A 14,852-nucleotide genomic window follows, 5' to 3' on the forward strand; every position below is an offset into this window, starting at 1 on the left:
AGGTTCCGCGGGCGGCTCAGGAGAGCCCGAGGTCCTGGTCGATGAGGTCGAACAGCTCCTGGTTGCTGGCCACCCGCAGCCGGTCCGCGACCTCGGCGGTCTCCTCCCGGCGTTCCTCGGCGGCGCCGAGCCGTTCGAGCAGGCTGTGCAACCGCATCGTGATCCGCACCCGGCCGATGTCGTCCGGGTCGCGCAGCGCGAGGGCGCTCTCCAACTGGTCCAGCTCCGCGAGGGTCGGCAGCGCCTCCACCGACGCCTCGCTGAGCAGTTCGGCCCGCAGGTGCTCGGCCAGGGCCTGCGGGGTCGGGAAGTCGAAGACCACGGAGCTGGGCAGGCTCAGCCCGGTCGACCGGGCCAGCTGGCCCCGCAGCTCCACCGCGGTCAGCGAGTCGAAGCCCAGGTCCCGGAAGGGCCGGCCGGCCTCCACGGCGTACGGGCTGTCGTGCCCGATGACCTCGCCGGCGGCGGTGCGGATCAGATCGACCAGCACCCGGGTCTGTTCGGCCGGCGACAGCTCACCGAGCCGCTTGCGCAGCTCGGCGGCGACCAGGTCGCCGTCCTCGGCGTCCGTCCGCTCCGCCGCGGCCCGGGCGGCCACCTCGGCGATCTCGCTGATCAGGGGCCGTGGCCGGGCGGAGGCGAACACCGGCGCGAAGCGGTCCCAGTCGACGTCGGCGACGGTGAGGATGGTGTCGTCGCCCGCCAGGCCGGCGCGCAGGGCGGCCATCGCCGGTTCCCGGTCCAGCAGGGACACCCCGCGCCGGCTCATCGCCGCCGCGTGCGCGTCGGTCACCATGCCGCCGCCGGCCCACGGTCCCCAGTTGACCGAGAGGTGCCGGGGGCCCCCGGCCGGCCGGGACTGCGCCCAGGCGTCCAGGAAGGCGTTGCCGGCGGCGTACGCCCCGTGGTCGCCGACGCCCCAGACGGCGGCGATGGAGGAGAAGTGGACGACCAGTTCGAGCGGCCCGGGGTCGAGGAACTCGGCCAGGTGCCGGGCGCCGGCGATCTTGCCGGAGACCACGTCGGCGAGTTCCGCCTCGGTCACCGCGGCGACCGGGTTGAGCCGCCCGACGCCGGCGGCGTGCACGACCGCGTGCACGGTCTCGCCGTCGTCGGCCAGGCTGCGGGCGAGGTCCGCGACCGCGGCCCGGTCGGCCAGGTCGCAGGCCAGGACCCGCGCCTCGGCGCCCAGCGCGGCCAGTTCCGCCACCGCCTCGTCGGCTCCGGGGGCAGCGGGGCCGCGCCGGCTGACCAGCAGCAGCCGTCGCGCGCCGTGCCGGGCGAACCAGGCGGCGGCGTACCGGCCGACGGCGCCGGTGCCGCCGGTGACCAGGACGGTGCCCGGTGGCCGCCAGTCGCCCGGTGCCTCGGTCCGGGGCGCGCGGGCCAGCCGGCGCAGGTACGTGCCGGAGTCCCGCACCGCGAGCTGGTCCTCGTGCCCGGCGGCGGTCAGCGCCGCCAGGACCTGCTCGGCGGAGGCGGGGTCCAGGGTCGCGGGCAGGTCCAGCAGACCGCCCCAGTGCCGGGGGTGTTCCAGCGCGGCCACCAGGCCGAGGCCCCAGGTGGTGGCCTGCGCGGGGTGCGCGACGGGGTCGTCGGCGGCGGTGCCGACGGCCTGCCGGGTGAGCAGCCACAGCGGCACCGGGGGCAGGGCGTCGGTGACCGCCTGCACGAGGGCGAGGTTCGCGGTCAGGCCCACGGGCACGGCGGGCCGGTCGGGGTGCGGTCGCTCGTCGAGCGCGAGCAGCGACACGATCCGGGTCGGCGGGGCGGCGGTCAGTTGCTCGGCGAGCGCCGTCCGGTCGGTGGTGGTCGGGTCGACGGTGAGCAGCCGCACCGTGCCGCCCCGCGCGGTGACGAGTTCGGCGAGCCGGTCGACGACCGGCTGGTCCGCGCCGGTGTGGACGAGGGTCCAGGCGCCGTCGGCGACGCCCGCGGTGAGCGCCCGGGGCCGCCAGGTGATCCGGTACCGCCAGCCGCCGGCGAGGGTGTCCTCCTGCTGCTGGCGCCGCCACCGGTCGAGTTCCGGCAGCAGGTCCCGCAGCGGCCGGTCGGGGTCGAGGCCGAGCCGGCCGGCGAGCGCGTCGCCGTCGCCCGACGCCACGGCCCGCCAGAACGCCGAGTCGACGTCGTCGTGGGTGGCGGTGGGGGTGTCCGCCGGCGCGGCGCCGAGGGTCGGCCAGAAGCGCTGGTGGGCGAAGGCGTACGTGGGCAGGTCCACCGGGCCGGTGCCCGGCAGCAGCCGCGACCAGCGCACGGCCACGCCCTGGCAGTGCAGCCGGGCGACCGCGCCGAGCAGGGTGGCCACCTCGTCCTGGCCGGGCCGCTGCACGCCGGTCACGGTGACCGGGGCGTCGGCCGGCAGCGCGTCGGCGGTCAGGGCGGTCAGCACCGTGTCGGGCCCGACCTCCAGGAACCGGGTCACCCCGTTGGCGTGCAGATGGGTGACGGTGTCGGCGAAGCGGACGGCCTCGCGGACGTGCCGGACCCAGTAGTCCGGGGTGCACAGTTCGTCGGCGCCGACCACCGTGCCGGTCAGGTTCGACACCAGCGGCACGGTCGGCGGGGCGTACGACAGGGTCGCCGCCACGGCGGCGAAGTCGGCGAGCATCGGCTCCATCAGCGGGCTGTGGAAGGCGTGGCTGACCCGCAGCCGCTTCGTCCGCACCCCGAGGCCGGTGAAGTGGGCGGCCAGGTCGGTCAGTGCGTCCTCCGGCCCCGCGACGACGACGGCCGCCGGCCCGTTGACCGCGGCGACGGCGACCCGGTCCTCCATGTTGGTCAACGCCCGCAGCACGTCGACCTCGGGCGCGGCGACGGCGAGCATCCCGCCGCCGGCGGGCAGGGCCTGCATCAGCCGGCCCCGGTTGCCGACGAGCGTGCAGGCGTCGGGCAGGGAGAGCACCCCGGCCACGTGGGCGGCGACGATCTCGCCCACCGAGTGGCCGGCCACGAGGTCCGGCCGGATCCCCCAGTGTTCGAGCAGCCGGAACAGCGCCACCTCGACCGCGAAGAGGCCCGCCTGGGTGAAGACCGTCTGGTCGAGCAGGTCGGCCTCGGCGGTGCCGGGCTCGGCGAACAGCACCGGCCGCAGCGGTCGCGGCAGGTGGGCGTCGAGGTGCTGGCACGCCGCGTCGAGGGTCTCGGCGAAGACGGGGAACGTCGCGTAGAGATGGCGCCCCATCCCGGCGTGCTGGGCGCCCTGACCGGAGAAGAGCACCGCCAGCGCGCCGCCGGGTTCGGCGACGCCCCGGGTGAGGCCGGGGTGGTCCTGCCCGGCGGCGAGTGCCCGCAGGCCGGCGAGGGCGGCGTCGGCGTCGGCGGCGAGCAGCACCGCGCGGTGCCGCAGCGGGGAGCGTCCGGTGGCCAGGCCCCGGGCTGCGTCGGCGGCGGGGGTCGGGTGCCGCGGCAGCCAGTCGGCCAGCCGGGCGGCCTGGGCCCGCAGGCTCTCGGCGTTGTCGGCCGAGACGACCCAGGGCAGCACCGGCAGCCCGTCGGTGGGGCGGGGCGCCCCGGTGTCGGCCGGCGGCGCGGCGGGCGCCTGTTCGAGGATGACGTGCACGTTGGTGCCGCTGACCCCGAACGACGACACCCCGGCCCGGCGCGGCCGGTCCACGTCCGGCCACGGCTGCGGCTCGGTCAGCAGCGCGACCGCGCCCGCCGACCAGTCCACGTGCGGCGAGGGCTCGTCCACGTGCAGGGTGGGCGGCAGCAGATCGTGCTGGAGCGCCAGCACCATCTTGATCACGCCGGAGACGCCCGCGGCGGCCTGGGTGTGGCCGATGTTCGACTTGACCGAGCCGAGCAGGAGCGGCCGGTCGGCGGGCCGGTCCTGCCCGTACGTGGCGAGCAGCGCCTGCGCCTCGATGGGGTCGCCGAGCCGGGTGCCGGTGCCGTGCCCGTCGACCGCGTCGACGTCGGCGGCGGAGAGCCGCGCGTTCGCGAGGGCCTGGCGGATCACCCGCTCCTGGGCGGGCCCGTTGGGCGCGGTCAGGCCGTTGCTGGCGCCGTCCTGGTTCATCGCCGAGCCCCGGACGACGGCCAGGATCCGCCGGCCCTCGCGCTGGGCGTCGGAGAGCCGCTGCAACATCACCAGGCCCACGCCCTCGCCCCAGCCCGTGCCGTCGGCGGCCCCGGCGAACGACTTGCACCGGCCGTCGAGGGCGAGGCCCCGCTGCCGGGCGAACTCCAGGAACGGTCCGGGGGTGGCCATCACGGTCACCCCGCCGGCGACCGCGACGTCGCACTCGCCCTGCCGCAGCGACTGGCACGCCAGGTGCAGCGCCACCAGCGACGACGAGCAGGCGGTGTCGACGCTGACGGCGGGGCCCTGCAACCCGAAGTGGTACGCCAGCCGCCCGCTGATGACGGCGGCGACGTTGCCGGTGGCCTGGTAGCCCTCGGTCTCGACCCGGGCGGCCAGCAGGAGCGTCGCGTAGTCCTGGCCGTTGGTGCCGACGAACACGCCGGTGTTGGTCTCCCGCATGTCGGCCGGCGCGGTGCCGGCCCGCTCGAACAGCTCCCAGGCGCTCTCCAGCAGCACCCGCTGCTGCGGGTCCATCACCATCGCCTCGCGCGGGGAGATGCCGAACAGGGCCGCGTCGAAGCCGGCGGCGTCTTCGAGGAAGCCGCCCTCCCGGACGTACGAGGTGCCGGGCCGGTCGGGATCCGGGTGGTAGATCGCGTCCAGGTCCCAGCCCCGGTCGGCCGGGAACTCCGCGATCCCGTCCCGTCCCTCGCTGACCAGTCGCCACAGGTCCTCGGGGCCGGCGACGCCGCCCGGGTACCGGCAGCTCATCGAGACGACGGCGATCGGCTCGTCCAGGGCGGCGGCGGCCCGCACGGGCGAGGCCGCCGGGGTGTCGTCGCCGGCGATGCGGGTGACCAGGTGGTCGGCGAGGGCGGCGGGCGTCGGCCGGTCGAACACCAGCGTCGCGGGCAGGGTCAGGCCCACCGCCTCGGCGAGCCGGTTGCGCATCTCGACGGCGCTGAGCGAGTCGAACCCGATCTCCCGGAACGACCGGTCGGCCGCCAACGCCTGCGGCGAGGGCAGCCGCAGCACCGCTGCCGCGTGGACCCGTACGAGGTCGAGCAGGACCCGGCGCCGTTCCGGCGCGGCGAGCCCGGCCAGCCGGCCGCGCAGCGGGGACGCCTCCCGCGTCTCGTCGTCGTCGCCGGTGCTGGCGAGGACGCGGGCCACCTCGGGGATGTCGCCGATCAGCGGCCGGGGCCGGGCCAGCGCGAAGGTCTGGAGGAACCGGTCCCAGGCGATGTCGGCGACGGTGAGGGCCGGCTCGTCCCGTTCCAGCGCCCCGGCCAGCACGGAGACCGCCAGGTCCGGGTGCATCGGCCGGACGCCGGAGCGGAACATCTGGTCGGCGGCGCCCTCGCTCTCCACCATGCCGCCGCCGTCCCAGGCGCCCCACGCGAGTGCGGTGCCGGGCAGCCCGCGCCGCCGCCGGTCCTCGGCGAGCGCGTCGAGGAAGGCGTTGCCGGCGGCGTACGCGCCCTGGTAGCCGCCGCCCCAGACGCCGGCACCGGAGGAGAAGAGCACGAACGCGGTCAGGTCCGGGCCGAGGACCTCGTCGAGGTTGACCGCCCCGGCGACCTTGGCGTGCAGGGCGGCGGCCAGCTCGGCGAGGTCGGTGTCGGCCAGCGCGCCGGCGTGCGGCACGCCGGCGGCGTGGAACACCGCGTCGATGCGGACGTCGCGCTCGGCCAGCCGGTCCACGAGCGCGCGCAGCGCCGCCCGGTCGGCCACGTCGCAGGCGGCCACGGTCACCGCGGCGCCGTAACCGGCCAGCTCGGCCTCCAGTTCGGCGGCGCCGGGCGCGGCGGGCCCCTGCCGGCTGGTCAGCACGAGGTGCGCGGCGCCCGCGCGGGCCAGCCAGCGGGCCACGTGGGCGCCGATCGAGCCGAGGCCGCCGGTCACCAGGACGGTGCCGGCGGGACGCCAGCCGTCGCCGGCCGGGCGGTCGGCGACGGCACGGACCAGCCGCCGGGCGAACAGGCCGGAGGAACGGACGGCGACCTGGTCCTCGTGCCCGATGCCGGCGAGCACGGTGGCCAGCCGGGCGCGGGCCCGCTGGTCCGGGTCGGCGGGCAGGTCGACCAGGCCGCCCCAGCGGTCCGGGTGTTCCAGGGCGGCGACCCGCCCGAGCCCCCAGACCAGGGCCTGCTCGGGCCGGTCCACCGGGTCGGCCCGGCCCGTGCTGACGGCGCCGCTGCTGAGGCACCAGAGCGGGGCGGTCATGCCGACGTCGCCGAGCGCCTGCACCAGGGCGAGCGTGCCGGCGAGCCCGGCCGGCACCACGGGGTGCGCCGGGTGCGGCACGCCGTCGAGAGCGAGCAGCGAGCACACCCCGACGACGGACTCCGGCTCGGTGGCGCGCAACAGGTCGGCCAACGCGGCCCGGTCGGGCTCCGTGACGGTGAGCAGGGTGGGCTCCGCGCCGGCCTCGGCCAGCGCCCGGACGACCGCGCCGGTCAGCGGGGCGTCGGCGTACGCGGCGGGCACCGGCACCAGCCAGGTGCCCGCCAGCGTGGCGGTCGTCGGCGCGATGACCGGCTTCCAGGCGACCCGGTAGCGCCAGCCGTCCACGGTGGACTCGTCGCGGCGGCGCCGCCGCCAGGCGGCGAGCACCGGCAGCGCGTCGTCGAGGCGGCGGGCCTCGGTGTCGTCGAGCCGCATCGCCTCGGCGAGCGCCCCGGCGTCGGCCCGCTCGACGGCGTCCCAGAACCGCCGGTCGGCCGGCTCCTCGGTGCTCGCCGCGACGCCGGGCAGCACCGGCGCCTCCGGCCAGTACCGCTGGCGGTGGAAGGCGTACGTGGGCAGCGGCACCGGCGGACCGGTGCGCACCCCGTGGACGGCGGTCCAGTCCACCTCGACGCCGTGCGCGTGCAGCGTCGCCAGGGCGGTGAGCACCCGCGGCCAGCCCTCGGCGTGGCGGCGCAGGGTGTGCACCACGACCGCCTCGTGTTCGGCGGCGTCGATGGTCTCCTGGATCCCGAAGCTGACCACGGGGTGCGGGCCGACCTCCAGGAAGACCCGGTGGCCCTCGTCGAGCAGGCCGCGCACGACGCGTTCCACGTCCACCGTCTCGCGCAGGTTGCGGTACCAGTAGCCGGCGTCGAGTTCGGTGGTGTCCAGGGGCCAGCCGGTCAGGGCGGACCAGAACGGCGTCTCGGCCGGGCGGCCGACGATCCCGGCGAGGCTGCTGGTGAGCCGGTCGGCGACGGCCTCGACGTGCGGCGAGTGGGAGGCGTAGTCGACGTCGATGCGCTGGGCGCGTACGTCGTCGGCCTGGCAGGCGGCGAGCAGTTCGGTCAGGGCCTCCTGGTCGCCGGCGACCACGACGGAGCCGGGACCGTTGACGACGGCCACCGACAGCCGGCCGGCCCACGGGGTGAGCAGGTCGTGGACCCGGGCGGCGGGCAGCGCGACCGAGGCCATCCCGCCCCGCCCGGCGATCTCGACCAACACCTGGCTGCGCAGCGCGACGACCTTCGCGCCGTCGGCCAGGGACAGCGCCCCGGCCACGCAGGCCGCCGCGATCTCGCCCTGCGAGTGGCCGAACACGGCCGCCGGCCGTACGCCGAGGGAGCTCCACAGCCGGGCCAGCGAGACCATGACCGCCCACAGCGCGGGCTGCACCACGCCGGAGGAGACCAGCCGTGGCGCGTCGGGGGCGGCGCGCAGCACGTCGGTGAGCGACCAGTCCACCCAGGGCGCGAGCGCCTCCTCGCACTCGGCGACGGCGGCGGCGAAGACCGGGGACGTGTCGAGCAGGTCGGCGGCCATCGCGGGCCACTGCGAGCCGTGCCCGGAGAAGACGAAGACCGGCGCGGCGTCGCGCAGGGCGACGCCGGTGACCACGTCGGCGGCGGTGTCGCCGGCGGCGAGGGCGTCGAGGCCCCGGGCCAGCTCGTCGCGGCTGCGGCCGAGCACCACCGCCCGGTACGGGAACGACACCCGGCTGGTGGTGAGCGCGTACGCCACGTCGGCCGGCTCCAGCTCGGGGTGCGCCGCCAGGTGGGACCGCAGCCGGCTCGCCTGGCCGCGCAGGGCGACGGGGTCCGCCGCGGAGAGCGCGAACGGGACGGCGGTGTCGGTGCCGTGCGGCCTCGCGGCGGCGGGCTGCGGCGCGGCGGCCGGCTCGGGGGCCTGTTCGATGACGACGTGCGCGTTGGTGCCGGAGATGCCGAAGGAGGACACCGCCGCCCGGCGGGGCCGGTCCACCTGCGGCCACGGGGTGGGCGCGGTGGCCAGCGTCACGGCGCCGGCGGTCCAGTCGATGTGCGGGGACGGCTCGTCGACGTGCAGGGTCGCCGGCACCAGGCCGTGCCGCATCGCCAGGACCATCTTGATGATCCCGGCGACGCCGGCGGCGGCCTGGGTGTGGCCGAGGTTCGACTTGACCGAGCCGAGCAGCAGCGGCCGGTCGGCCGGCCGGTCCCGGCCGTAGGTGGCCAGCAGCGCCTGCGCCTCGATGGGGTCGCCGAGGACGGTGCCGGTGCCGTGCGCCTCGACGGCGTCGACGTCGGCGGGGGTCAGGCGGGCGCTGGCCAGGGCCTGCCGGATGACCCGCTGCTGGGACGGGCCGTTGGGCGCGGTGAGGCCGTTGGACGCCCCGTCGGAGTTGACCGCGCTGCCCCGGATGACGGCGAGGATGCGCCGGCCCTCGCGGCGGGCGTCGGAGAGCCGCTGCACGAGCAGCATGCCGACGCCCTCGCTCCAGCCGGTGCCGTCGGCGGCGGCGGCGAAGGACTTGCACCTGCCGTCGGGCGACAGGCCCCGCTGCCGGGAGAACTCGATGAACGTGCCGGGGGTGGCCATCACGGTGACACCGCCGGCCAGCGCGTACTCGCACTCCCCCGCCCGCAGCGCCTGCGCCGCCAGGTGCAGCGCGACCAGCGAGGACGAGCAGGCGGTGTCCACGGTGACCGCCGGGCCCTCCAGGCCGAACGTGTACGCCACCCGCCCGGACAGGACGCTGCCGGAGGTGCCGGTGCCGATGTAGCCCTCCACCTCGCCGGGCTGGTCCATCAGCCGGGAGGCGTAGTCGTGGTACATCACCCCGGCGAACACGCCCGTCCGGCTGCCGCGCAGCCGCCGCACGTCGAGGCCGGCGGACTCGAACGCCTCCCACGACGTCTCCAGCAGCAGCCGCTGCTGCGGGTCCATGGCGAGGGCCTCCCGCGGCGAGATGCCGAAGAAGGCCGGGTCGAACTCCGCCGCCCCGTAGAGGAAGCCACCGTGCCGGGTGTACGACGTGCCGCTGCGGTCCGGGTCCGGGTCGAACAGCGACTCCAGGTCCCAACCCCGGTCGGTGGGGAACTCCGAGATGCCGTCGCCACCGGTGGCCAGCAGCTCCCACAACTGGTCCGGGTCGTCGACGCCACCGGGGTAGCGGCAGGCCATGCCGACGATCGCGATCGGCTCGTCGGTGCCGTCGGCCGTGCCGCCGGTCGCGTCCGCGCCCGGCTGACGCACACCGGCCAGCTCGGACCACACGTGGTCGGCGAGCACGGCCGGCGTCGGGTAGTCGAAGACCAGGGTCGACGGCAGCCGCAGCCCGGTGGCCGCGTTGACCCGGTTGCGCAGGTCCACGGCGGTCAGCGAGTCGAAACCCAGTTCGCGGAACGCCCGGTCCGCCGGCACCGCCTCCGCGCTTCCGTGTCCGAGCACCTGCGCGACCAGGCCACGGAGCAGCACGCCGACCTGGGCGCGTGCCTCGTCGGGGGACAGGCCGGTGGTGCGGCTGGCCCAGGTGGTGCCCTGTCCCGCCTGGCGGCGGGTCGTGGTCGTGCCGAGCAGGGCCCGCAGCATCGGCGGCACCAGGCCGGCGCCGGCCGCGGCGCGGAGGGCGGCCAGGTCGATCACGGCCGGCACGAGGGCGGGCCGGTCGGCGCCCAGGGCGGCGTCGAGCAGGCGCAGCCCGGTTTCGGCGCTCATCGCGGTGACGCCGCCCCGGGTCGACCGTGCCCGGTCCGCCGCGTCGAGGGATGCGGCCATGCCGGCGGTGTCCCACATGCCCCACGCCAGGCTGACCGCCGGCAACCCGAGCTGCCGCCGCCACACCGCCAACCCGTCCAGGAACGCGTTACCCGCCGCATACGCCGACTGACCCGGCGAACCCAACACCCCCGCCACCGACGAGAACACCACGAACAGATCCAGATCCAACGACGCCGTCGCCTCGTGCAACCACCAACCCGCCGACGCCTTCGGCGCCAACACCCCGGCAAGCCGCTCTTCGGTCAACCCCTCGACCACACCGTCGTCCAGCACGCCGGCGGTGTGCACCACACCCGCCAACCGACCCGCCGCAGTCACCTCACCGACCAGACCGAACACCTGATCCCGGTCCGCCACGTCACACGCCACCACCCGCACCGCGGCACCCAACCCGGTCAACCGCCGCGCCAACCCCTCGGCACCCGCAGCCTCCGGCCCCCGCCGCGACACCAACACCAGCGACCGCACCCCGTACGACGACACCAGATGCTCCGCCACCAACGCACCCAACGCACCGGTACCACCGGTCACCAGCACCGTGCCGTCACCGAGGGTCGGCGTCTCAGCCGCCGCGCCGACGCCCGCCCGCACCAGCCGCGGCACGAAGACCGCGTCGGAGCGGACGGCCACCTGGCCGCCCGTCGCCACCGGCTCGTCCGCCACCCCGGCCAGGACACCCAGCGTCCCGGCGTCGAGGTCCCCGTCCACATCCGCCAGGACGATCCGGCCCGGGTGTTCCGACTGCGCCGACCGCAGCAGACCCCACACCGCCGCACCCGCCAGATCGCTCACCCGGTCCTCGGCCCCGACCGACACCGCACCCCGGGTCACCACCACCAGCCGCGCATCCGCCAGCACGTCGGCCGCCAGCCACGACCGCACGGTCGCCAACACGGCGGAGGCAGCCTCGCGTACCGTGTCGGGGCCGTTGGCGGCGTCCTCCGGGCGTTCCCCGCCGCCCGCCGAGCCGGCGGGCACCAGCAGCAGGCGGGGCGGTACGCCCGACGGCTCGGCGACCGCCGCGACCGCCGCCTCGACGTCCGGGAACGCCGGCAGGTCCACGGAGGCCGGCGAGCCGAGCAGCGCCCACCCGGACACGTCCCCCGCCGCGGCGATCTCCTCGGCCTGCCAGGCCACCTCGAACAACGACCGGGCCGCCGACCCCGCGGACGACACCGCGGTCAGTTCCCGCAACGCCAACGAGTCCACCGACACCACTGCGGCGCCCGACTCGTCACCGCCGACCAGCCGCACCCCGGAACCGTTGCGGGTCAGCCGCACGCGCAGCACCCGCGCGCCCGAGGCGTGCACCTGCACGCCCTCGAACGCGAACGGCACCCGCGGGCTGCCCGACTCCCCGCCCAGCAGCAGCCCGACCGGGTGCAGGGCGGCGTCCAGCAGCGCCGGATGCAGCCCGAACGCCGCCGCGTCGCCGGCCACCTCGTCGGGCAACGCGACCTCGGCGAACACCTCGTCGCCGGACGACCAGGCCCGCCGCAGCCCCCGGAACACCGGCCCGTACGCCAGGCCGTGCTCCGCCAGGGCCGGGTACCAGCCCGACAGGTCCACCTCGGACGCACCGGCCGGGGGCCACTCCCCCACGCCCGGCTCGTCGGCCGACGCCGGCGCCAACACGCCTTCGGCGTGCCGGACCCACTCCGGGTCGACGGCCTCCTCCGGCTGGGCGTGCACGGTCACCGACCGGGTGCCCGCCTCGTCGGCCGCGCCGACGCGCACCTGCACCCGCACCGCGCCGGTCGCGGGCAGCACCAGCGGCGCGGCGATGGTCAGCTCCCGCACCCGCGACGCGCCCACCTCGTCGCCGGCCCGCACCGCCAGCTCCACCAGGGCCGCGCCCGGCACCACCACCGCGCCGGCGACGGCGTGGTCGGCCAGCCAGGCGTGCGTCGAGGTGGCCAGGCGGCCGGTCAGCACCACCATGTCCTCGCCCGCCACCGACACCGCCGCGCCGAGCAGCGGGTGCCCGGCCGCGCCGAGGCCGGCCCCGGACACGTCCGTCCACCGCCCGGCCGGCTCCAGCCAGTAGCGCTGGTGCTGGAAGGCGTACGTCGGCAGGTCCACGTGCCGGCCGCCGCGGAGGAGCTCCGCCCAGCCGACGGCGATGCCGTGCACGTGCAGCCGCGCGAGGGCCTCGAGGAGGGCCTGCGGCTCGGGTCGGTCGTGGCGCGACGCCGCAACCAGCAGGGGCGCGGGCCCGTCCGCCGCCCGCTCGGCGAGGCAGCCCTGCGCCATGGCGGTCAGGACGCCGTTCGGTCCGACCTCCAGGAAGGTGTCGACCTCCTGCGCGCGCAGGCAGTCGACGGCGTCGGCGAAGCGGACGGTGCCGCGTACGTGCCGCACCCAGTAGCCGGGGTCGCGGAGCTGCTCGGCGTCGGCGACCCGGCCGGTCAGGTTGGACACGACCGGGATCGTCGGCGGCCGGAGGGTCAGCTTCTCGGCGACCGCCGCGAACTCGGCGAGCATCGGGGCCATCCGCCCGCTGTGGAAGGCGTGGCTGACCCGCAGCCGGCGGGTCTGCACGCCCCGCTCGGACCACATTCGCTGCACCTGGTCGAGCGCGTCGGCGTCGCCGGCCACCACCACGGCGGCGGGGCCGTTCACGGCGGCCACGTCCAGGCGGTCGGTCAGCCCGGTGAGGGAGCCGGCCACCGCCGCCTCGTCCGCCGCGACGGCGAGCATGCCGCCGCCGGCGGGCAGGGCCTGCATCAGCCGGCCCCGGGCCGCGACCAGCGCGCAGGCGTCCTCGACGGAGAACACGCCGGCCACGTGCGCGGCCGCGATCTCGCCGATGGAGTGCCCGGCCACCAGGTCGGGTACGACCCCGAGGGACTCCACCAGCCGGAACAGGGCCACCTCGACGGCGAACAGCCCGGCCTGGGTGAACACCGTCTGGTCCAGCAGTTCCGCCTCGGGGGTGCCCGCCTCGGCGAACAGCACCTCCCGCAGCGGGCGGGGCAGCAGCGGGTCGAGGTGTCCGCAGACCTCGTCGAGGGCGGCGGCGAAGCGGGGGAACGTCTCGGCGAGCTGGCGGCCCATGCCGGGGCGCTGCGCGCCCTGCCCGGAGAAGAGGAAGGCGATCCGGCCGCGCGGGGTGGCCGCGCCGGTGGTGACCATGCCGTTCGGCTCGCCGTCGGCGAGCGCCCGCAGCCCGGCGAGCAGCTCGTCGGCGTCGCCGGCCAGGATCACGGCGCGGTGGTCGAGCCCGGCCCGGTGGACCGAGGAGGCGGCCACGTCCACCGGCCGCGGCGAGTCGACGCGGCCGAGGTGGGCGGCCCACCGGTCGGCCTGACCGGCGAGCGCCTCGGGGGTGCGGGCGGAGAGGAGCACCGGGGCGAGCGGGAGCACCGCCGGCGCTTCGGCGGCGGGCGGGGCGTCGGCGGCGGGCGGGGCGTCCTCGGCGGGCGCCTCCTCGATGATGACGTGGGCGTTCGTACCGCTGATGCCGAACGACGACACGGCGGCCCGGCGCGGCCGGTCGGCGGCCGGCCAGGGACGGGCCTCGGTCAGCAGCGAGACCTGGCCGGCGGACCAGTCGATGTGCGGCGACGGCGCGTCGACGTGCAGGGTGGCGGGCATGGTCCGGTGCCGGATCGCCTCGATCATCTTGATCAGACCGGCGGCGCCCGCGGCGGCCTGGGTGTGACCCAGGTTGGACTTGACCGAGCCGAGCCAGAGCGGTCCGCCGTCGCCCCGGTCCTGGCCGTAGGTGGCCAGCAGCGCCTGCGCCTCGATGGGGTCGCCGAGGGTGGTGCCGGTGCCGTGCGCCTCGACCACGTCGACGTCGGCCGGCGAGAGGCGGGCGTTCGCGAGGGCCTGCCGGATCACCCGTTCCTGGGACGGGCCGTTGGGCGCGGTCAGTCCGCTGCTGGCGCCGTCCTGGTTGACCGCGCTGCCCCGCACGACGGCCAGGATCCGCCGGCCGTCCCGGCGGGCGTCCGAGAGCCGCTGCAACAGCAGCACCCCGACGCCCTCGGACCAGCCGGTGCCGTCGGCGGCGGCGGCGAACGACTTGCAGCGCCCGTCGGCGGCCAGGCCGCGCTGCCGGGAGAAGTCGGCGAACGTGCCCGGCGTCGACATCACCGTCACGCCGCCCGCCAGCGCGAAGTCGCAGTCGCGCTGGCGCAGCGCCTGCGTCGCGAGGTGTACGGCGACCAGCGACGACGAGCAGGCGGTGTCCACCGTGACCGCCGGCCCCTCCAGGCCGAAGGTGTACGCCACCCGACCGGACACCACGCTGCCGGAGTTGCCGGTCCCGATGTACCCCTCCACGCCGTCGGGCAGGTCCAGCACCCGGGAGGCGTAGTCGTGGTACATCACGCCGGCGAACACCCCGGTCCGGCTGCCGCGCAGCCGCTGCGGGTCGATGCCGGCGTGCTCGAACGCCTCCCAGGAGGTCTCCAGCAGCAGCCGCTGGTGCGGGTCCATCGCCAGGGCCTCGCGAGGGCTGATGCCGAAGAACCCCGGGTCGAACTGCGGGGCGTCGTAGAGGAAGCCGCCCTGGTTGCTGTACGACGTGCCCGGGTTGTCCGGGTCGGCGTGGAAGAGTCGCTCCAGGTCCCAGCCCCGGTCGGTCGGGAAGCCACCCACCCCGTCGCCGCCCCGGTCGACGAGGTCCCACAGCTCCGCCGGGCTGGAGACGCCGCCCGGGAACCGGCACGCCATCCCGATGACGGCCATCGGCTCGCGGTCCTTGGCCTCCACCTCGCGCACCCGCCGGCGCGCGTCGCGCAGGTCGGCAGTCGCACGCCGGAGGTAGTCGAGGAACTCCGCCTCAGTGGGCATCGGGCCACTCCGTATCAGGAATCGAGGGGTG

Annotated in this window: 1 protein-coding gene; it reads right to left on the reverse strand. The window is 76.8% G+C overall.

What is annotated here, in order from left to right; genetic code table 11:
- Positions 1 to 16: 16 nt before the first annotated feature.
- Positions 17 to 14,839: a type I polyketide synthase gene (locus ACGF7U_RS30930; RefSeq protein ID WP_393112769.1), complete on the reverse strand. Its 14,823-nt coding sequence runs from the start codon at positions 14,837 to 14,839 to the stop codon at positions 17 to 19.
- Positions 14,840 to 14,852 lie beyond the last annotated feature (13 nt).

Origin of the sequence: Micromonospora sp. NPDC047670 (assembly GCF_043204915.1) — a bacterium.
In the GTDB taxonomy this organism is placed as follows: domain Bacteria; phylum Actinomycetota; class Actinomycetes; order Mycobacteriales; family Micromonosporaceae; genus Micromonospora.